The organism is Pseudovibrio sp. Ad5 (genome assembly GCF_001623095.1).
Taxonomy (GTDB): domain Bacteria; phylum Pseudomonadota; class Alphaproteobacteria; order Rhizobiales; family Stappiaceae; genus Pseudovibrio.
The window spans coordinates 88,373-108,289 of record NZ_LMCH01000004.1; the positions used below are offsets into that span (position 1 = coordinate 88,373).

Sequence of the window (19,917 nt, forward strand, 5' to 3'; positions counted from 1 at the left end):
TTTTTCTGTTTGAAGGCAGCTTCCTTTGCCACTCAAATCCATCACACCACGCTTGAACACATTGGGCTCAACGCTGCGCAAAGCGCCGAAGGCGGTTGATCCGTTCTACCTCACGGCTGAATGGAAGGCTCTCGCCAAGTACATCAAGCAGCTGCGCGGCTATGTCTGCGAGATGTGCGGCAAGGACTTCTCGAAGCGGCAACACAAGCTCATCGCTGACCACATCGTCGAGCGCAAGGATGGCGGCGCTGACCTCGATCCGGGCAACATCCAGTGCCTTTGCACGTGGTGCCACAATCGGAAGACTGCGAAGGCGCGGCGGATGCGTTGCGAAGCCATTGATTTATAAGGTGAAATTCAGTTTGAGTGAGTTGCTCGGGAGCTGTTGAGCGCCTCTGAGGCGGCTGTGAAGGCTTTAGCGGCTGGACTGCCAAGTCATTGATTTTCAACGGAAAATGGGGGTGGGGTGAAAGTCCGGGGGCTGAATGGCCCTTACCCGCCCCATTATAACTGAGAGATTTTTTTTTGGCCGACTTCGAATTTGACCTGCTAGGCGATCCAATCCCTGAAGGATTTGGAAAACGAGGGCGTCCACCCCATGTGGTGAGCGACGAAAAGCGTAGACTTGTCATACAGTTACTGGCGTTCGGAAAAACTCAGGATGAAATTGCAGCAGCTTTAGGGATCACAGCTCCCACTTTGCGCAAGAATTATTTTCGTCAGCTCAAGGTCAAGGATGATGCTCGGGCGAGAGTGGAAGCCAAGCTGCTGGACAAGCTCATGGATATGGCTGAAGCCGGGAAGGTATCAGCGATCAAAGAAATCTTCGCACGCCTAGAGCGCTCTGATCGTGACAAGCTGGCTGATGCGATTGCTAACCGCGGAAAGAGTGTTCCTGCTGCATCTGAAAAAGCGCTCGGCAAAAAAGAAGAGCGCAAAAAAACGGCAGAAACCTATGACGGAAAGTTTGCACCTCCCCAAGCTCCCCAGCTGATCAACTGAAGAAAGAACTGTCTTGAAAGTTCAGCACTGGTCAACAGCCTGCGTGGATTGGGAACAACGCATTGTTCAAGGGAAATCTCTCATTCCCTTTGATCCGTTGTTCTCAGCAGAAGCAGAGGCAGCTTTGAATGTCTTCAAGTCGCTCAAGGTGGTTGATGTTCCGGGCATGCCGACATTTGGTGAGTGCTGTGACCAATGGGTGTTCGATTTTGTTGGTGCGATCTTTGGAGCTTATGACGCGGAACAAGGGCAGCGTTTGATTAGTGAGTTCCTTCTCCTGATCTCAAAGAAAAATGCCAAGTCCACCATTGCCGCCGGGATTATGGTGACGGCGCTCATTCGCAACTGGCGTCACCTCAATGAGTTGTTGCTGTTGGCTCCAACCATTGAGGTGGCCAACAACTGCTTTGATCCAGCTGCGGCGATGGTCTCCTACGATCCGGAACTCAAAAGCATTCTTAAGGTGATCTCGCACCAGCGGACAATCAGGCATGAGACCACAAACTCAAATCTCAAGATTGTGGCTGCTGACAGCGACACGCTCTCTGGCAAAAAAGCTGGTTTCGTTCTGGTCGATGAGTTGTGGTTGTTTGGCAAGAAGCCAAAGGCAGCGGCCATGCTGCAGGAGGCCACTGGCGGATTGATTGCGCGTCCTGAAGGGTTTGTCGTTTATCTGACCACGCATTCTGATGCGCCGCCAGCAGGGGTCTGGAAGAGCAAGCTTGAATATTACCGCGATGTACGTGACGGGAAAATTCACGATCCCGAGCGGCTTGGAGTTCTCTACGAATTCCCGAAAGCAATGCTCAAAAGCAAGGGTTATCTGAAGCCGGAAAACTATTACATCACCAATCCCAATCTAGGGCGTTCCGTTCGTAAGAGCTGGCTGGAATCCAAACTTCGCGAAGCCATGGATGGAACGGGTGAAGAAGACAAGCAGAGCTTCCTTGCCAAGCACTTGAATGTGCCGATTGGCATGAACCTGCGACGGGATCGGTGGGCTGGGGCTGATCATTGGCAGGCTGCTGAGTTCACTGTGATCCGTGATTTTGAAGAGTTTCTGGATCGATGTGAGGTCGTGACTGCTGGCGTTGATGGCGGCGGACTGGATGACCTTCTAGGGCTTTGTTTTATCGGACGCGAAAAAGAGAGCGAGACCGAGAAAAGCAGATGGCTACTTTGGACCTGTGCATGTTGCCATGAGAGTGCCTTAGACAAACGCAAGCAGATTGCGACGGCGCTTAGAGACTTCGAGAAGGATGGCGACTTGTTCATCTGTGAGAACATCGAAGACGATATTCCGATTGTTGCTGACTACATTGAGCAAGTTCTGGATCGTGGTCTGTTTCCGAAAGAACATGCCATTGGACTAGACCCAGTCGGAGTAGCCGCAATTGTTGATGAGCTGATGGAGCGGGAGGTCAAACAAGAGCAGCTTGTTGGTGTGCCTCAAGGCTACAAACTCTCAGGCGTAACCAAAGGCATGGCGCGAAAGCTAGCAGACAAATCTCTGGTTCATGGTGGCTCGCGGCTGATGGCTTGGTGTGTTTCTAACGCCAAAACCGAGAAACGCGGCAACGCTGACTATGTGACCAAGCAAGCATCCGGCTCCATGAAGATTGACCCGCTCACAGCAGCGTTCAACGCGTTCGATCTCATGAGCCGCCATCCAGAAGCAGAAGGCAATGGCCTGGACGACTTCCTCAGCAATCCGGTGATGGTTATATGATCAGATTTTTAAAGGCAGCAGCTCGCGGCATTAAGCAGGAGCTACGAGCAGGCGAGTCTGGATGGATCAACCTTAATGGGGGAGATGCATGGACTGGGGGCGGTCATTCTTCTGCGGCTGGCAAAACCGTGAATGCGTCCTCTGCTTTGGCGTTTTCTGCTGTTTGGGATTGTGTTCGCAAGACTTCACAGGTGATCTCAACACTGCCTCTCGCGCTTTATGAAAAGGGTGATGGAAACAGCAGGGTGAAGATTGAAGAAGAGCTTTCTGAGGTTCTTTGTAAAAGCCCTAACCGTGAGCAAACTGGGGTTGAGTTCTGGGAAGGCATGACGGCGCATACAACTTTGCGCGGCAATGCATGTGCCGAAAGACTCTTTGTGGGAGCAAGGCTGGTTGGGCTGCGCCCTCTGCTTAATGTCACTCCCAAGCGCAATCGTGATGGCAAGCTGGAATACAGCGTTTATGACCGAGGCAAACACAGCACGTTACCTGCTGACAAGGTGTTCCATCTACGCGGGTTCGGTGCTGGTGATGGGTTGGGCATGTCAGCCATCAAGTACGGGGCGAACTCAATCGGTGCGGCTTTGGCAGCTGATGAGACAGCAGGCAGTGTTTTTTCCAATGCGATGATGGCCGCAGGTGTTTTGACTTCTGATCAGAGCCTCAATGATGCGCAGCGGGCCCAGCTTCAGACCCTGCTGGAAAAGTTCATTGGATCGAGCAGGGCAGGTAAGACCCTGACGCTAGAATCTGGCCTTAAGTTCCAGCAGCTCCAACTCAACCCTGAGGATGCGCAGCTCTTAGAAACACGGCGCTTTAGCGTTGAAGATGTTTGCAGATGGTTCGGAGTTCCGCCGATTGTGATCGGCCATTCATCTGATGGCCAGACCATGTGGGGCAGCGGGGTTGAAGCGGTGATGTTGTCCTGGCTCTCGCTTGGTATCAATCCGCTGCTCGTCAAAAACGAAGCCCGTATCCTGAAAGATCTCATTCCCGTTGAAAAACGTGGGCGTTGGTACGTGGAATATAACCGCGAAGCCATGCTGCAAATGGACAGTAAGGCCAAAGGTGACTTCCTTCTTAAAATGCGTATGGGCGGCTTCATGTCCGGGGATGAGGGGCGTGACAAGCTCAATCTGCCTCGGCGTGGCGGCAACAGTGATGAGCTGGTGGTTCAAACCTCTATGGGACTGGTTGACTTGCTTGGAAAGGAAGACAAATGAGCATCCGCAATTTGCCAAATGTCCCGGTGCTGGCTGGGAAAGGTCTCCAAAGTGCGATTGCTGAAAGTGTACAGCAGCGCTGGAATCCCGATATCAAAGCAGCAGCTGGTGAGGACGGCGAGAATACCATTTCCATCCTCGATCCGATTGGCGAGAGCTGGATGTATGATGGGGTGACTGCCAAGCGAATTTCAGCGGCGCTGCGCAATATTGGTGAGAAGGATGTGGTCGTCTCGATCAACTCTCCCGGCGGCGACTTCTTCGAAGGTCTGGCGATCTACAATCTGCTGCGCGAGCACAAGGCAAAGGTAACTGTGAAGGTGCTGGGGTTAGCTGCATCGGCAGCTTCTGTCATTGCGATGGCGGCAGATGAAATTCAGATCGGGCGAGCAGCTTTCTTGATGATCCATAACACATGGGTTTGTGCATGCGGTGATCGCCATGCGTTCCTTGAGGTTGCCGATTGGCTAAAGCCGTTTGATGACGCGGCAGTCAGCATCTATCATGCCCGCACCAAGATCTCGGAAAAAGAGCTGAGCAATCAGCTCGACAAAGAGACATGGATCAATGGTGAGAGTGCAGTTGAGCAAGGGTTTGCTGATGCACTTCTTCCAAGTGATGAAGTTGAGCAGGCTCCAAGCCAAGCTTCCGATAAGCCCTCACCAAATGCTGCGCAGAAGGAGCTTGATATCCTCCTTGCGCGTCTCAACGTACCAAAATCAAAACGTCGCTCACTTTGTGCGGCTTTGAAAGGGAGCACGTCTGGCGCTGCTCCATCCGGCAAGTCTGGCGCTGCCGTTCGAGCAGGAGTGCAAAGCCTCCTCGATAAATTGGATTCCATGTAAATCGGAGAACATTCATGAGAACGAAATCACTCATGCCCGCCATTTGCTTGGCGGCACTCGCTCTTGCTCGCCCTGATGCTGTTGTCGGGTCGGTACGCAATGACAACATGTCTACAGAAGACCTGCTGAAAAAAGTTAGTCAGCAGCTGGATGATGTGACTGATAATGTTAAGGGCACGGCGGAAGAAGCTCTGAAGCAAGCGAAGCGCTCTGGCGAGGTTTCGCAGGAAACCAAAGATAAGGCCGACAAGCTTTTGACTGAGCAGACGGCTTTGAGCAACTCGGTCACTGAGCTGAAAAACTCACTGGAAGGCATCAAGAGTCAGGCGCTGGAAATCTCGCAGCAAGTGGCTGAGGGGATCGGCGGCGGTGGCTCTACTCCGGTGATGACACTTGGTCAGGCATTCGTGGCGGAAGATGACCGGATCAAGGCGTTTGCCGATGGTGGTGCACGAGGCAATCTGCGAATTACCGTCTCGAATGCAATCACCACTGCTGCAGGCTCGGCTGGTGGTTTGATCTACCATGAAGAGGAACGTGATCCGATCCGTATGCCTCGGCGTCGCTTGCTTATCCGGGATCTGCTGACCAAGGGCAAAACCAGTTCTGATCTGGTGAAGTACCGAAAGCAGACAATACGTGACAATAAGGCGGCGATGGTTGCCGAAGAGGGAACAATGCCGGAATCCAGCTTTGGTTGGGAGAAGGCCACCTCTGAAGTCAAAAAGATTGCCCACGTTACCAATATCACAGAGGAAGCTCTGGCAGATTCCGACTTCCTGCAAACGGAGATCGACTCCGAGCTTCGTTATGGTCTGGATCTGGAAGAAGAAAAGCAGATCCTTGCGGGTGATGGACAGGGTGAAAACCTGAAGGGGCTTTTGACTGAGGCTGTGGCATTTGCTGCGGCTGCTGGCCTACCCAATGCCACGCGGATTGATCGTCTGCGTCTTGCCATTTTGCAGGTCGCATTGGCGGATTACGTTTCAACATCCTTTGTGATGAACCCGACTGATTGGGCGGCAATTGACCTCCTGAAAGATAGTCAGGACCGATACATCTTCGGTAACCCAGGTTCAATGAGCACTCCAATGCTCTGGGGTAAGGATGTAGTGGAATCCAACACCATGTCTGCGGGCGAGTGGTTGACTGGCGATCTGGCGATGGCGGGAACTTATTATGACCGTCAAGAAACTGAAGTGCTCATTTCTTCCGAGCACGACACCAACTTCATTGAAGACATGCTGACCATGAAGGGTCGTAAACGGGTTGCTCTGGCGATCAAACGTGCTGCGGCGATGGTGAAGGGCAACTTCGTCTTCGCGTAACCCGAATAACCGAGGCCACCAACTGGCTCTGCGATCTTCTGATTGCAGAGCCTTTTTCAGGAGAATGAGCATGTACCTCAAAGTGAACTCAACACGCCATACGGTGCTTGGTACCTTCCGGTTTGGCTGTGTCTACAAGGTCAATGAAAAAGACGCCAAAACCCGAAAAGTCATCAAGCCATTGATGGAAGGTGATGATGCGCCTTTGAAGCGACTGACTGCCAAGCAAGTGCAGGCGGAAAGTATCAAGTATCTCGATCTGACTGGACCTGCGAATGAAGACGCAGGGGAAGAAGAATCCGAAGAGGATGGAGACTAACTTTGCCTTTGATCGAGCTGGAAGAGGCGAAGCGTCATCTGGCCATCTCGCATGGTCATGATGACGATCTCCTCCTGACGTTTATTCGCACGGCTGAGGTGTTTGCTGCGCAACATCTGCGGCGGGATCTCAAAGTCGATTTCCCCGATGGACTTCCTGAGCCGATCAAGACGTGTTTGAGCATGCATGTGTTTGCGCTCTACACCAGCCGGGGTGGTGATGCTCATCCACCTCCTGCTTATGAAGTCATGATGGCCCCTTATAGGAACCTTGCCGGATGACCAGTAAATTAATGCGGGAGGTCGTCTCGTTCGAGGCTTTGGTGTCGAAGTCTGATGGTTATGGCAACCACGTCTCTGATTACGAGCCGCGCTTTGAAGAGCGTGCGCACTTCAAGTTTCTACGCGGCGGTGAGCGTGTGATCGGTGCCCGCCTCGAAGGTATTCAGCCGACTGTGGTTACTATCTGGCGCTCTCCAGATACTGAGGCGATTCAAACCAGTTGGCGTATGAAAGATCTTCTCTCAGGTACCATCTACGCAATTCGCAGCAAGATCCCGACAGATGATCAGCTCTATTTTGAGCTGACCTGTGAGAGCGGTGATATCGATGGTTAAAGGCGAGCAGGAGTTTCGGCAGTTCATGCGCAAAATCTTGCCTGATGCCGTCAAAAACGCTGCTCGGCAAGCTATGGAGGAAGGGGCAGAGCGTATCGTCCAGTACATGCGCCTGCTGGTTCCCAAAGATGAGGGCGAACTGCTTGCAAGTATCGGTTGGACGTGGGGTAAACCACCTGAAGGTGCCATGGTGGTTGGGAAAGTGAAATCATCTGAGCGCGGTCTTCGCATTGTGATTTATGCAGGCAACGCCAGCACAATGGTCACCAACAAGCGCGGCATCAAATTCCAAAATGCTTTGATCCAAGAGTTTGGAACCAAAGATCGTAAATCCCATCCCTTCTTCTATCCCGTTTACCGCTCGCAGCGCCGTGCTGTGAAGTCCCTGATCACGCGGCGTATTAACAAAGCAATCAAGGTACTGAATGATGGCTAATCCAGATCTGGAGCTTCAGCAGGCAGTGATTGCTGCTTTGGCGGGAGACGTTGCGCTCATGGAGGTGGTGCACGGTGTTTATGACAGCACTAAAGCTTCCTCTGATGGAGCGCCTTGGGGGGATCAGCAAGGTTATGTGAGCCTTGGCCCTGAAGATGAAACTGAGGATCATCACGACTGCTTCACCATAGAAGAAATCACAGTTCAAATTGATTGCTGGTCAAAGAAACCCGGCAGAGTGCATGCAAAGCAGATTTTGCGAGCGGTGCGCAATGTACTCAGCGGTGCTGAGCTTCCTCTTCCTTCCTTTGGCAACGTGCTCACCGAGCTAGAGCTTCAGCGGATTGTTCCAGATCCAGAAGAGGGCGTAACGCACGGAATTTTGCAATTCACATTCGAAATCCAAGTTCACTAACGAAAGGGGTTTGTCATGACTAAGCCGACAACAGAGCGTTTTGAGGAGATGGTCCTTGAGGTCGATTTTGCGGAAGATGGTAACTACGCCAGAGTTTGCGGCCTTAAGGGTGTTACGATCCAGCGGCAGGCGAATGTTGATGAGACCGAGGTCGTGGATTGCGATGATGAGAGCAAGCCTAATGAGATCTTGAGTGATGTGCGTTCTGTGAAGGTTTCGGTTTCGGCAGAAGGAACCTGGGCGCAGGAGTCTCACGGCAAGATGATGAACTGGTTTTATTCTGCAAAACACCTTCCGGTACGTCTTGGGAACAAAAAAGCGGCATCTGGCGATCCTGAATGGGAGAAGGCTCCGGCAATTTTGTCTCAGCTCTCTCAGGCGCGTTCTGATGGTAAGGGGCGCGTCACGAAAACTATTGAGATCAATATGGTCGGCACTCCTGAAATCGAAAACAAAGCCTGAGCCTGATCTATGGAAGCCAAAAACATTGAATGGATCGGTGGTCAGCACGAGTTTGTGCTGAACATCGGTCAGCTTCGTGCGTTGCAGAAGAACTGCAATGCTGGCCCTGAAGTCATCCTCATGCGCATCACGACAGGGACTTGGTTTATTGACGATCTGATTGAGACCATTCGCCAAGGCTTGATCGGTGCTGGGATGCCAAACAAAGAGGCGGGGCCCATGGTTCTGCATCTGTTTGAATTGCATGGGGTGCTTGAGTTCAAACCTGTTGCGATTGAGATCCTGACCAATGCACTCGTGGGCGAGGATGATGATCCCGTGGGGGAGCAGGCAGGGGTGAGGCAACAGGAGAACTCTGGCAGTTCTCCAAGTTTTACAAACGAGGAGCCGCAATAGGCTTCACTCCACGAGAAATCGATCAGATGAGCCTATGGGAATATGTGGCCTGCGTAGAGGGTTACAATGAGGTCCATGGTAGCAAATCTGGGAACCCCAGCGGTGAATTTTCAGATGAAGAGCTTCGGGAACTGGGCATTGAAGGGTTTTGATTGATGGGAAAGAATTCTGGCCTGACTATCCCTCTTGAGGTCACCTATAAGAAGTTCCACGATCAGATGTCTCGTTCCGCGGCTGCTGCGGTTAAGTCATCTAATCGGATGGCTGCGGAGAACAAAAAGCTTCAGAAGCAACTGGAGCAAACGCAACAGAAATTCGCGAAACTTCAGGCATCTGCTGGCGGGATGAACGATAATTTTGGCAAGATCGGGAAAGCCTCTCAAGGTGCTGGTAAGGAGATGCAAGGCTTCATCAATGTCTCCAAAGGTGGGCGCTTTGCCATCCAGAACACGTCAAATCAGGTTGCTGATATGGCGGTGCAGTTCGAGATGGGCACTGATCCCATGCGGATCATGGGGCAGCAGATTCCGCAGCTGATTGCTGGTTTTGGTGCTTTGACCGGTACTGTCGGCTTGTTAATGCCTGTCTTGGGTGTGATTGCTGGGATTGGTTTCCCTCTTGCAGGTGTCCTCTTGAGCATGGGCGACAATGCAGAAGGCGCCAGCAAGAAAGTTGATGCCTTCACCAAGGCGTTCAATGAAGCTGAGAGTGCGATCTCAAGAGCTAACAGCTCCATTGCTGACTACTCAAAGAATGGGTTGGAGAACATCAGAGACAAGTACGGCGAGGTTACAAGCGCTGTGCTCAATCTGGTGGCTGCGTTAGCAGAGCTGGATTCCAAGGCTGCACAGACAAAAACTGATACGGCTCTGGACACTTTCTTTGATGATTTTCTGGGTGGTAACAATGCGTTTGCTGAGCTGGATCTCAAGCTTAAGAAGTATCAGGCTATTCAACATCGCATTGCGCAGCTGAGTGATCCTCTCAGTCAGTCCCGGTCAATTGACGCTATTGGACTTGAGGGTGTCGAGCAGACGCTAAAAGACCTCAATCAGGAGCTGGAAGCTTCTTCAGATCTCGTGAAAATCTGGGCTGCTGAAATGGCTGTTCTTGAAGATGCAAGAGCAAGCGGGAATATGGAGCGCGTCTCTGAAGCGCTTGCAAAAATGCGTGAGATCCTGACCAGGCTTCCTGATGAGAAGCTGGCAGAGGTAGGCAAGGAACTGGCGCGGGTGGAAAGCATTGCTCGCCAGTCGGTCAGTACAACCAAGCGTTTGAAAACGGCGACTGATGGGGTGGAGCTTAAAGGTCTCTCAGCTGATGCCACCACAATGGCCAATGAAATCAGCCGTGCTGCTGATGCGATGGAGGCCATGAAACGCAATGGTTTGACTTCGCTGGAAGATGCTCAGGTACGCTTAAAATACAAAGATGATCCGGTGTCTCGGGCTGGCGCTTTGGCCGCTCTGGAATTTGATCGCACTGTCAATCCGCTTGCACAGCAGGTCGGGCCAACAGGTGGAACTCAGCTTGCTAAAGAGCGCGAAGAGTACATCCGCATGGCTCGTGAACAGGCTCGGCTGCAGGAGGCTGCACGGCCTATCACCAACAAGGGGCCGGATGTTCTTGGGCTGGGTGATCAGGATGTCACGGCGCTTGAGCGCAGAATTGAGATGTTTGGCCGTACCCGCGAGGAAGTTGCAGCGCTTACCACAAAATATAAACTGCTTGATCTGGCAAAGCAGCAGGGCCTTGATCTTGATGAGCGCTCCGTGAAAACCGGCCTGACGCTTCGTGACGAAATCGAGGCGCGGTCGAAATCGGTCTCCCAGTTAACAGGCAAGATTGAAGAACAGACGCGGCATAGCCGCATGATGGCAAGCGTCAATCAATCCATCACCAACTCACTAACAGATGTCATCTTTGAAGGTGAGCGGTTTGTTGATGTGCTTGGGAATATGGGCAAGGGGATTGCCAAGATGCTGCTGCAGTCTTCTGTGTCCAGCATGACCAGCTCAGTTGGCGGTGGCGGTAACATTGGTGGGATTATTTCAACCTTGCTCTCCAGCTTTGGTGGTTTTTTTGCCGAAGGGGGCAACCTGGGGGCTGGTAAGTGGGGCATTGCTGGTGAGCGCGGTGTCCCTGAGCTGATTGAGGGGCCGGCAACAATCACTCCGTTCCACAAGCTTCCTCAATCTGGCGGTGGGGGCGGTGAGATGATTTCTCGTGTGATCCTTGAAGTTACACCTGATCTGGAAGCTCGGATCGAGAGTGTGGCCGGGAATGTGGTCAAGGAAGCTGCGCCTATGATTGTTGATGCAGCCACCCAGAAAAGCCGTGAGCATATGATTGGCGATTACAACATGCACGCGCAAAACCGGGGAGGTGGCTTCCGTGACTAATGTGATCCACTGGCCTCATTCTTTGTTCGCAAGCCAAGGCAAGCCTACTTTTCAGAAACGGCCATTTAGCAGATCTGGTGGAATGACGCTTGGCGGGCGTGAGTTGGTAACACAGACGGATTTAGGATTCTGGAGAGCCAGAATTCCAAACATTGTGTTGCGCAGGCGAGACCTGCGCCACGAAGAGGCCTGGAACGCGATTGAAGTTGCCTTGCACGGGCAAGTGGGGCTGGTGATCGTTTCTGTCTCTCATGTGGGCTCACAAGTACAAAAGCTTGCAAAGCAAGCGCGATCCTATGTTCCCCATGCTGATGAGACTGGGTTTAGCGATGGCACCTTTTACGCCAGTGAGCCTGCTCTGGTTCAATTGGAGGAACAGGCGACACTGGGCTCAACGGTGCTCAAACTGCGTGGTCTGCAGAGCGGGCTGAGGTTGAGCGGGATACATTTCAGTTATCTGCATGCGCTCTATAACACCGGGCCAATTATTGAGACTGAAGGTGATGTGGTGCGGGTTCCAATTTTCCCTGCGATCCGGGCACCCATTCCAGCAGGGACATTGCTGAATGTGACAGAGCCCAGCTGCCTCATGAAACTTGCCAGTGACAATGAAATGAATCTGGATTTTGGCAGTTCAAGCTTTACCAGAAAGACTGTGAACTTTGTCGAGGCTATTGATTATTGGGACAAGGTATCTGCACCATGACCCTTCGTAATATTATGATCCTTGTGGCGATGCATTTCCCAACTGGAACTGCTCGTTTCTGGTTTGGTTCTCATCCCTATGTTGACAAGGATGGAAACCACTGGCGACCTGCTGGAGTGCTTCCAACCTCTGCCTTAACCACCATTCAATATGCATTTTCTGGCGAGGCAACCACGATGGATATGGGACTTTCCGGTGTCGATCAGGAGATTGCCGATCTTGCCTATGAGGAGACACAGGAGAGCGATGTCATCGGCTCAAAGGTGCAGGTTCTCTTGCAAACTTGTGACGAAAATTTCCAGCCTTTGCCTCCAGGTCCCATCGTCAAGTTCACGGGTAGGGTCATTGATCTGAAGTTTCGCAAGCGGGCAGTGAGTGACCCGGATAAGCCGCAAATCCTGCATGATGTAACCTTGGTTGTGGGCAATGCTTTTCATGCTCGCAAATCCCGGCGCAATGCAGTGCTGTCGGATGCTGACCAGCGAGCCTACTCGCTCAAGGTCAATCCTGATCTGCCTCCCGATCTGTCGTGTGAACGCATTACCTTGATGAGTGAACAGACAATCACATGGCCGCGATCATAGATCTTTTAAGGACCTGGCTGGCAGATCGGCAAACCCTGACTTTTGATCCGGGCAGGGCTGATTGTTGTTTGGTTCTTGCCGATTGGGTGAGTGCCAACGGGTATCCTGACGGGGCCGTTCATCTGCGCGGAACCTACTCAACACAAGAGCAGATGAAACAGCTGATTATTGAAGCTGGCGGTGCTTTAGAGCTGGTTGGCAGATGTGCCGATATTGCGGGCCTGAATGAGGTCCAAACCAGAAAGACTGGCGACATTGGCGTGATCGGTAGTCTTCATTCCCCTCTTAGACAGTGGGGCGCGATCTGGGATGGTGAGCACTGGCAAGTTCACTGGAACTCGGGCTTTGAAGCCATTCACGCGCCTGCCTTAAAAATCTGGAGTGTCTAATGCCTGCTACTGCTGCGCTCGGAATTGCATTTGTTCTGTCGAATGGTGCGGCCTTTGTTGGGGCCTCTGTTGCAACGCAAGCAATCCTCGCGGGGGCTGCTGTTTCTTCACTTAGTGTTGGGATCATTGGAGTTGGCATTTCCGCTGGTGTTGGGCTGGGTGTAAATGCGCTGCTTGGAAGCCAGCAGCGAAAAGACAATGCAGCGCCTATTCCAAGTGCTGCGGATGGCAAGGTGGTGCAAAAGCAAAATGTGCCGTCGCGCTCCTATCAATATGGCATCGTGCGTGTTGCCGGCGATATGACGTTTTTGGAAGAACGCAGCGGCACAGCCTATATGCTGATTGCTTATGCCTCCCATGAGATCGATGGTTTTGTGGAGCACTTCCTCAGTGATGATCCGGTTGAGATTGATGCAGATGGCGATGTCACCAAATCTTTGAGCAATGATGAGGATGCATCCAAGTATTATCGTCTTGGTGGTGATGCCAAGGTGATGCTCATTGAGCGTGTTGGGATGCAGGTCGGTGTTCCCTATTCGCAGCTGGTGAGTAAGTTTGATGATATCTGGAGCGAGGATCATCGCGGTGACAATGTCGCCAGTGTCCTGATGATGTGTAAGAGCGTGAGTGCCCGGCGTCATCGAACAGTCTTCCCGCAAGGCTACCCAACGCTCTCCTCCACCATTCGTGGAAAGAAGATTTTCGATCCCAGAGACGGACAGGTCAGGTTTAGCGAGAACCTTGCTCTTATACGGCTTGATTATCTGCTGGCTCCCTATGGCAGTGCTCTTGATATTTCCCAGATTGATCTAGAAAGCTGGGCTCATGCTGCGGACGTTTGTGATCAACAAGTTGAGAACATCAAGGGGGAAATGGAGCCGCGCTATCATGGCGGATTCCGTGGCCGCGAAAACAACGATCCAACCCAGATTGGCCGGATGATTGATGAGGCAGGCGAGCTGCTTCTTTTCACTGATGTGCAAGGACAGATTGCGGTTCATGCCGGGGAGTGGGCCGAGCCTGATATTCACCTGAAAACAGACGATATCATTGATATTGAGTTCTTGCCGAACCGCAATGCAGCTTCCAGCGTCAAGTCAGTGCGCGGGCTTTGGGTCAATCCTGAGCTGCACTATGTGGAAGACGATGCGGTTATTGAAGGCGATCCGTATGTTCAGGAAGATGATCCCAGATCGCGCACTGTCGATAATGATTGCGTACAGCGTCACAACCATATGCGGCGCTTGCAAGCGCTCAAGGCTATTCGGGTGAACGCACCTCGTGTGCGTGTAAAGTGCGACTACTTCTCATCCCAGAATGTACCACTTAGAAGGTTCATCAAGATCAGCGACCCGCCACACCTTGTTGATGCTTATCTTGAGCTGGATGGCACTCCCACACTGGATCTGACAACATTCCAGCATGTGTTCGAGGCGCTGGTTATTCCGCGAGACCCATTTGCCTATGAGCCTGAAGATGAGGGCGAAAAGGGCGATCCTCCCAAGCGCATTGCAGCTGAAGCCATCCCGAGTGTCGATAGTTTTACAATTGAGATCCAGCAGCAAGGGCAGAGCGTTATCGCGGTAGCAAGTTTTACACGGCTCTCTGAGGCGCTCACCTATGAGCTGGAATATGTAAAAACCAGTGGCGGTGCTGCCAAATATGTGCAGGCCAATGACGGTGAAGAGACCATTGAAACCGACAGCCTCACATCGGGTGTTGAATATCGCTTCCGCATGCGCACGCGCTCGGTATTTGGGCAAAACAGCGATTGGTCCGGCCCAACGGTTGTTGTGGCTGCGGTTTAAGTTCCCCTCAAAATGGAGTTGGCTATGAACTTCCTTACCAAGGAATACGTTTGGCGTGCACGCGAGACCCTCGGACTTGAGAGCACAGATCCGCACAAACCCAAAAAGGAAGAAATCATTGCTTACATGGGGCAGGTGGAAATTGCAGCAACGCTTGGTGCGGTGATCGTAAAGACCAAGGCTGAGCTGGATACGGTTACAGACAAGCCAGACTACACGCCTGCTATCGTTGGAGCTGACTCCAACCATGCCTTAAGCGGTTACTATCAGTGGCTGGGTGGTACCTGGAACTATGTGCGCGATCTTGCTGATAGCATCACGAGACTGGTTGAGATTGACGGGACGGGTAATGCGATCAGAGCGAAGCTTCGATTGGGCGTCAGCCTCTCGGCGGTTGAGTTTGCAGTCTTCGTTCCCATTGACAACAACTCGGGCGCAGTGACCATCAAGGTTGATGATGTGCTGTTGCCAATTCGAAATGGCCTTGGCAATGAGCTTGGTCCTGATGACTTGCAAACAGGATATCCGGCGATGCTTGCAGTGATTGAGGGGCAGGAGGGCTATGTGCTTCTCAACCCGGCAAATGTTGAAGCGGTGGTTCTTGCGGCCAAAGCTGCTGCAATAGCTGCTCGCAATCAGGCGCAAACAGCACAAGGCAAAGCAGAGGATGCTTTGAACCAGTTGGAGGCAGCTGTCGAGCAAGCCTCTGATCTGGCGTTCAAACGCTTCAACAAACTCTATCTGGGTGCTTTTGATGATGACCCGGACACTGACAATGAGGGCAACGCGTTAGAGGATGGGGCGCTTTACTTCAACTCACCTGATAAAAAGCTGAAGGTCTATTCGGTCGATGAGGATGGGTGGATTCTTGCCACTCCTGAAACAAGCGACTTTCTCAGCAAGTCGAATAACCTAAGCGACCTTGAGAACAAGTCTCAGTCCAGGGCTAATCTTGGTCTCGGTGGACTTGCGACTTCTAATAGCGTTGGGACCGCTGATCTCAGCAACAAGGCAGTGACGGATGCGAAGCTTAACTCAGCAAAACTGAATGCGCTGAATGGGCTCCCGAAGATTGTCGCTGCTTATTCAGATCTGAAGGGCTCAGCGTCTTATAGGCTCACTCGTTCAGGCAATACATTTACATTCGAAAACGAGCAGCCGGATACAGATTACATTGTTCAAATTGTAGGTGGGACGTTGATACAAGGCTCGCTCACCACCGTGGACAATATCGGTATCAGAGACAAGACCGAACAAACTTTTCAAATAGGTGGTCTGGGCTTGCGAAGTTCTGGAGGTGTGGTTGGTGCAACTGGCAAAGTAGACGTCGTTGTCTACCGGGTTTGAGTTTAACGCAGTGATGCATCGTAGATGATCATCTTTGTGCGCGTCCTGCTGACATGCATTGAAGTTGATCTGACAACACGGCTCCCATGGGGAGCCTTTTTTGTGAGGTGATCATGGGACGGATACCAGACTTTGAATCTCAGGAAATGTTGCAGGATCTCGGGTTCAATCCCGGCAAACCCGATGGAGATTGGGGCAGGCTATCTGAAGCTGCTTATCAGGATTGGCTTAGCTCCAAAATCAAGGCGGTCAAAAGTGATGAGCCACCATGGCTGGTTGAGGCGCGTCGACTGCTGGGAACCAAGGAGATCTCGGGACCAACGCACAATCCAAGGATCATGGGCTGGGCGAGCAAATTAGGTATCTCCTACCAAACCGATGAAACCCCATGGTGCGGCCTGTTCGTTGCCCATTGCATGAGCCTTGTATCTGATACCCAGCCCACCAACCCTTTAGGATCTCGCCAATGGGCTAAATACGGCAGGCGTTTAGATAAACCAGTACCAGGTTCCATCCTCGTGTTCTGGCGTGGAAGTCCTCGCGGCTGGAAAGGGCATGTCGGGTTTTATGTCTCCGAGAGTGCAGGTCACTATCACGTGCTTGGTGGGAACCAGTCCAACGCAGTCACAATCACGAAAGTCTCAAAGCGGCGGCTCTTGGATATCCGGTGGCCGGAAAGCTATCCTGTGCAGGGGGAGCGTGTGTTGGCGCAGCGTGAGGGTGCTGTCTCGACCAACGAAGCTTAAGGCGTTCGAGTTTGGAGTTGTGATTGCAGTCTACTCACCAGCAGATCCATATCCTTGAATGAGGCTAAGATGCAGAAATCAGAGACAGGCACAGCATTGACCTTTCTAGCAGCTTGGATCGCCCAAAACTGGGCCAATTTTTTAGAACCGCTCTTTCAGGCACTGCTTATTATCTTGACTGTAATTGCTGCGTTTTTCATGGCCTGGAACAGGGTTCTGGACAACCGCATGAAACGAAAGCAACTGCGAGACTATGAACGCGGCAGGTCCTGTGCTGATTGATCTGCTAGATCAGGGCTCGTTTATGTGGGCCAACTGCTGCCATTCGAGCGGCTCAATCGTAAGTTTAACGAGCTAGGCGCACCCACTTAGTTGATCCAATTCAGCCTGTCGGTGACTCGAATGTTTTCCGGGTCACCGTTGGGTACGGAAATGTTCTTGGTAAATGGCGTCACACTATCATTTGCCTCAGGATGTGTTAGTGAGCCATCTTAAAAGTTTTTTGTGCTTTCACCGTTTCTGTAATCAACTCGAATTTCCGTTTTGTCGGCATGCAGAATAGACATTGGCCATTACTCGCCTCGGCCCAGACTCTGCCAATTTGCCGTTTCACTTCTGCGTCCGTGTAGTGCTGTTCGCCTTTATATTCGACAGCTAGCACACGACCATCATGAAGCAGTGCCATGAAGTCAGGATAAAACTTGTCCTTGGGAAGCTGGAGCCAGAATGAGTTTTGCTTTCGGTCTACATTCCTAATCCAGTACTTCACTTCATCCATCTGGTCGAGGTATGCCGCGCAATCAAATTCCTCTCCCTTGAGGTCCAGATCTCCAATGATACGGGTGTAATGCTTGTTAAACTTGGTCGCTCCAGCATAGGGCTGGTTGTAAGCGTACCGCTGTTCATCAAAAATCATCGGGTGCTCAACGGTCGTCAGAAACTGGTCAACATGTGCTGCAAACAGGGCGTCATAGCTTGTGTTTTGGCGATCAGTGCGCAAATCATTGATCAACTGAGTTAGTGCCTTACGCAGTTCATATTTGTGGCGTGCAAGCTCAGAAAGCTCAAAGCCAGCCTTCCCAAGCGCTTTGAGGGCGTTGGAAATGAACACGACTGCACTGGGCTTGGTTACATCAGGGTGTTGGATACCAGAGTCTATCCAATTGGCTAAGCGGGGCAAAGTCCAGTTTGGTTCTTGTATAACGGCTGCCAACTCACCTTGTAATTTCTTCGCAAAATTGATTTCCACCTTACCTTTATCGGTAATATCAATCTGGCCTGTCTGGGATGCATCAACAATGCGGAAACGATCTACGATATCCGAGGCATTACATTCATCCAACGGCCAGGGCAGATCGAGGAAGTGTTCTTTGCTGAAGAGTTCCAGCACGCCTTGCTTATTCAATGCCAGCATGGGTACGATAAACGGCGGCTTGTCTTCCTCTTCTGCTGCAGATGTTTGTATGTTGTTGGATTTTGCGAAGAGCCTGTCGATCTTCCCTGCAGCTGAAGGCGCTTTAGCAAAGGCAAGGTGTATATGATTTCGCGCTTCCTTCGTCATCGGCCCTCTGAAGACCAATGCCCCGCTTTCTGGCTTATAGCTCAGGCGTGTGCGTACAGCAGCCGGCAGCTTTTGGATGGTTTCCTCAACTTCCAAAGCAGGCAACTCGTCCTCGGCAAAACCAGTAGCCTCATGCTCAGTCTCGTGCGCGTTAATATCATAGCCAAGGTCTGGCTGAATTTTAACTAGATCATCTACTTCAATCTTATTGAAACCTGCACCGTCCACCAGCCCGTCTTTTAACCGTTGTGCCGTTTCATGAAAGCTGTTTGAAGCGACAAATGCGTATGCTTCATTCAATGCAGGCCGATTTTTGAGAGTTGCCTTGGGCATGCGTAAAATACGGCCCAAAATCTGTTCAATGGCTGTTGCAGAAGTCTGTTCAGCAACGGAACACAACACATAGGCAAACGGGCAGTCCCACCCTTCTTTCAGCTTTTGCACTGTTATGATGTAACGTACTCGGCACTCCGCATCCTTAATAATATGATCATCTAGATCTTTACGCGAACCAGAATGCACAGCGATCTGATCTTCTGGGATACCTTTGTCAACCTTCAGGAATTCCTCGACCTTATCATAGGTAATTCGGCCAGGATCAATCTTGCTGGCAGCTTGTGCCTGAAACAGAATAATGGGCCGGATGTATTCACCGGTTTGCGCCTGTTCTGCTTTTGCAGCTTCTTCCAGTGCTGCTTGGCAATCCAGTGCTGCCCCAACGGTCTTTTGCCAATCCCGATCTGTGGTCAGTTTAATCGGCATTTTGATCATCTGCTCAGCTTTTAGTTCCGCCGCTGATACAGAATACAAGATGTTGGAAGGGTATAGGTCTTTCTCTGGCTTATGTTCGCTCTGTGGTGTTGCTGTCAGTTCCAGTATCAACGAAGGATCAAAGCGAGCCAGTGTATCAAATGACAGCGAGGTGCGGGCATTGTGCGCTTCATCCACGATCACCATAGGTCTGTGAAGTCTAAGAAGGTTCGCCAGAGATGCAATTGGCCGGTTAGTGCCTTCTACCTTATCAAGTCGTTCTTCTTGTTCCTGTGACAGACCGGAGAAGTGATCCATCAAGGCCCCTGCGTCCTGATAGACCTTCAGTCCTTCTTTATCTTCCACACCCTTGTCGTTTTCGCGGCGGAAAGATTGAATGGTCGAAACGATAATACAGGCACCACCTTCTGCATCAGCACGGGACATAGAAAGCGCTTCTGCTTTGGTTAGGATTGAAACATTCCGGCCAAAGTCTTTCGCAAGGGCAGCTCTGTAGGGGTGCTCTAAGTTTTTGAGTGCAGAGACCGTCTGTTCCAGAATTGGTGTTGAGGGCACCAGCCACAGCACCATCGGATTGCCTGCCTGCAAGAAAGTTTTTGCAGCTATACCGATGGAATGAGCGGCCATAACCGTTTTGCCGCCGCCGGTGGGGATACGCAGACAGACATAAGGCGTGCCCTGCGTAATCATTGGAGCATCAATATAAGCTAGGTTAGTTGCTTTGTAGAACGCAACAGAGGCACCATCACTGGTGCAATTGCGCAGGTATTGCCGAAAACGCTTTAATGACGCGCACTGGTATTCTTTCAGTTCAAAATTCGTCGCAGCCATC

The 19,917-nt window shown here is 51.5% G+C and carries 21 protein-coding genes; 20 read left to right on the forward strand and 1 reads right to left on the reverse strand.

Annotated features, from left to right (window positions below; genetic code table 11):
- Positions 1-25: 25 nt before the first annotated feature.
- The 20 genes from PsAD5_RS28430 to PsAD5_RS02615 all read left to right on the forward strand — a co-directional run bounded on the left by PsAD5_RS28430 (position 26) and on the right by PsAD5_RS02615 (position 16,753).
- A complete protein-coding gene (locus tag PsAD5_RS28430) occupies positions 26-349 on the forward strand; it encodes an HNH endonuclease (RefSeq protein WP_063290972.1) in 324 nt (107 codons plus the stop codon).
- A gap of 176 nt (positions 350-525) precedes the next feature.
- Positions 526-1,002, forward strand: a complete 477-nt coding sequence (locus tag PsAD5_RS02525; protein WP_063289126.1) for a hypothetical protein — start codon at positions 526-528, stop codon at positions 1,000-1,002.
- Between the two features lie 13 nt (positions 1,003-1,015).
- The gene (locus PsAD5_RS02530; protein WP_063290973.1) at positions 1,016-2,731 is read left to right on the forward strand and encodes a terminase large subunit; all 1,716 of its coding nucleotides are present in this window, start codon (positions 1,016-1,018) and stop codon (positions 2,729-2,731) included.
- Positions 2,728-3,954, forward strand: a complete 1,227-nt coding sequence (locus PsAD5_RS02535) for a phage portal protein (protein ID WP_063290974.1) — start codon at positions 2,728-2,730, stop codon at positions 3,952-3,954. The genes PsAD5_RS02530 and PsAD5_RS02535 overlap by 4 nt, the downstream gene beginning before the upstream one ends.
- Positions 3,951-4,799: a head maturation protease, ClpP-related gene (locus PsAD5_RS02540; RefSeq protein ID WP_063290975.1), complete on the forward strand. Its 849-nt coding sequence runs from the start codon at positions 3,951-3,953 to the stop codon at positions 4,797-4,799. Before PsAD5_RS02535 ends, PsAD5_RS02540 begins: the two co-directional genes overlap by 4 nt.
- Positions 4,800-4,813: 14 nt before the next feature.
- Complete coding sequence (locus tag PsAD5_RS02545) at positions 4,814-6,127, forward strand: phage major capsid protein (protein WP_063290976.1); 1,314 nt, start codon at positions 4,814-4,816, stop codon at positions 6,125-6,127.
- A 70-nt stretch (positions 6,128-6,197) separates the two neighbouring features.
- Positions 6,198-6,446, forward strand: a complete 249-nt coding sequence (locus PsAD5_RS02550; protein WP_063290977.1) for a hypothetical protein — start codon at positions 6,198-6,200, stop codon at positions 6,444-6,446.
- A gap of 2 nt (positions 6,447-6,448) precedes the next feature.
- Complete coding sequence (locus PsAD5_RS02555) at positions 6,449-6,727, forward strand: head-tail connector protein (protein ID WP_063290978.1); 279 nt, start codon at positions 6,449-6,451, stop codon at positions 6,725-6,727.
- On the forward strand, positions 6,724-7,062 hold the full coding sequence (locus PsAD5_RS02560; protein WP_063290979.1) for a head-tail adaptor protein: 339 nt from the start codon (positions 6,724-6,726) through the stop codon (positions 7,060-7,062). Before PsAD5_RS02555 ends, PsAD5_RS02560 begins: the two co-directional genes overlap by 4 nt.
- Complete coding sequence (locus tag PsAD5_RS02565; RefSeq protein WP_153040015.1) at positions 7,055-7,498, forward strand: HK97-gp10 family putative phage morphogenesis protein; 444 nt, start codon at positions 7,055-7,057, stop codon at positions 7,496-7,498. The genes PsAD5_RS02560 and PsAD5_RS02565 overlap by 8 nt, the downstream gene beginning before the upstream one ends.
- Entirely contained in the window at positions 7,491-7,913 is a 423-nt protein-coding gene (locus PsAD5_RS02570; protein WP_193778127.1) for a DUF3168 domain-containing protein, read from the forward strand. Before PsAD5_RS02565 ends, PsAD5_RS02570 begins: the two co-directional genes overlap by 8 nt.
- Before the next feature lie 15 nt (positions 7,914-7,928).
- The gene (locus PsAD5_RS02575; protein WP_057462213.1) at positions 7,929-8,375 is read left to right on the forward strand and encodes a phage tail tube protein; all 447 of its coding nucleotides are present in this window, start codon (positions 7,929-7,931) and stop codon (positions 8,373-8,375) included.
- Positions 8,376-8,384: 9 nt separating this feature from the next.
- The gene (locus PsAD5_RS02580; protein ID WP_063290981.1) at positions 8,385-8,771 is read left to right on the forward strand and encodes a gene transfer agent family protein; all 387 of its coding nucleotides are present in this window, start codon (positions 8,385-8,387) and stop codon (positions 8,769-8,771) included.
- A 155-nt stretch (positions 8,772-8,926) separates the two neighbouring features.
- A complete protein-coding gene (locus PsAD5_RS02585; RefSeq protein ID WP_063290982.1) occupies positions 8,927-11,173 on the forward strand; it encodes a phage tail length tape measure family protein in 2,247 nt (748 codons plus the stop codon).
- Positions 11,166-11,879, forward strand: a complete 714-nt coding sequence (locus tag PsAD5_RS02590; RefSeq protein ID WP_153041328.1) for a hypothetical protein — start codon at positions 11,166-11,168, stop codon at positions 11,877-11,879. The genes PsAD5_RS02585 and PsAD5_RS02590 overlap by 8 nt, the downstream gene beginning before the upstream one ends.
- On the forward strand, positions 11,876-12,463 hold the full coding sequence (locus PsAD5_RS02595) for a hypothetical protein (protein ID WP_063290984.1): 588 nt from the start codon (positions 11,876-11,878) through the stop codon (positions 12,461-12,463). The genes PsAD5_RS02590 and PsAD5_RS02595 overlap by 4 nt, the downstream gene beginning before the upstream one ends.
- Positions 12,448-12,852 (forward strand): DUF6950 family protein, encoded by a 405-nt coding sequence (locus tag PsAD5_RS02600; RefSeq protein WP_063290985.1) that lies wholly within the window; start codon positions 12,448-12,450, stop codon positions 12,850-12,852. Before PsAD5_RS02595 ends, PsAD5_RS02600 begins: the two co-directional genes overlap by 16 nt.
- Positions 12,852-14,660 (forward strand): fibronectin type III domain-containing protein, encoded by a 1,809-nt coding sequence (locus PsAD5_RS02605; RefSeq protein WP_063290986.1) that lies wholly within the window; start codon positions 12,852-12,854, stop codon positions 14,658-14,660. Before PsAD5_RS02600 ends, PsAD5_RS02605 begins: the two co-directional genes overlap by 1 nt.
- Positions 14,661-14,684: 24 nt before the next feature.
- On the forward strand, positions 14,685-16,007 hold the full coding sequence (locus PsAD5_RS02610) for a hypothetical protein (protein WP_063290987.1): 1,323 nt from the start codon (positions 14,685-14,687) through the stop codon (positions 16,005-16,007).
- A 113-nt stretch (positions 16,008-16,120) separates the two neighbouring features.
- Complete coding sequence (locus tag PsAD5_RS02615) at positions 16,121-16,753, forward strand: NlpC/P60 family protein (RefSeq protein WP_063290988.1); 633 nt, start codon at positions 16,121-16,123, stop codon at positions 16,751-16,753.
- Between the two features lie 478 nt (positions 16,754-17,231).
- On the opposite strand, the gene PsAD5_RS02625 is transcribed toward PsAD5_RS02615, so the two are convergent.
- Complete coding sequence (locus tag PsAD5_RS02625; RefSeq protein ID WP_063290990.1) at positions 17,232-19,916, reverse strand: DEAD/DEAH box helicase; 2,685 nt, start codon at positions 19,914-19,916, stop codon at positions 17,232-17,234.
- Between the last annotated feature and the right edge of the window lies 1 nt (position 19,917).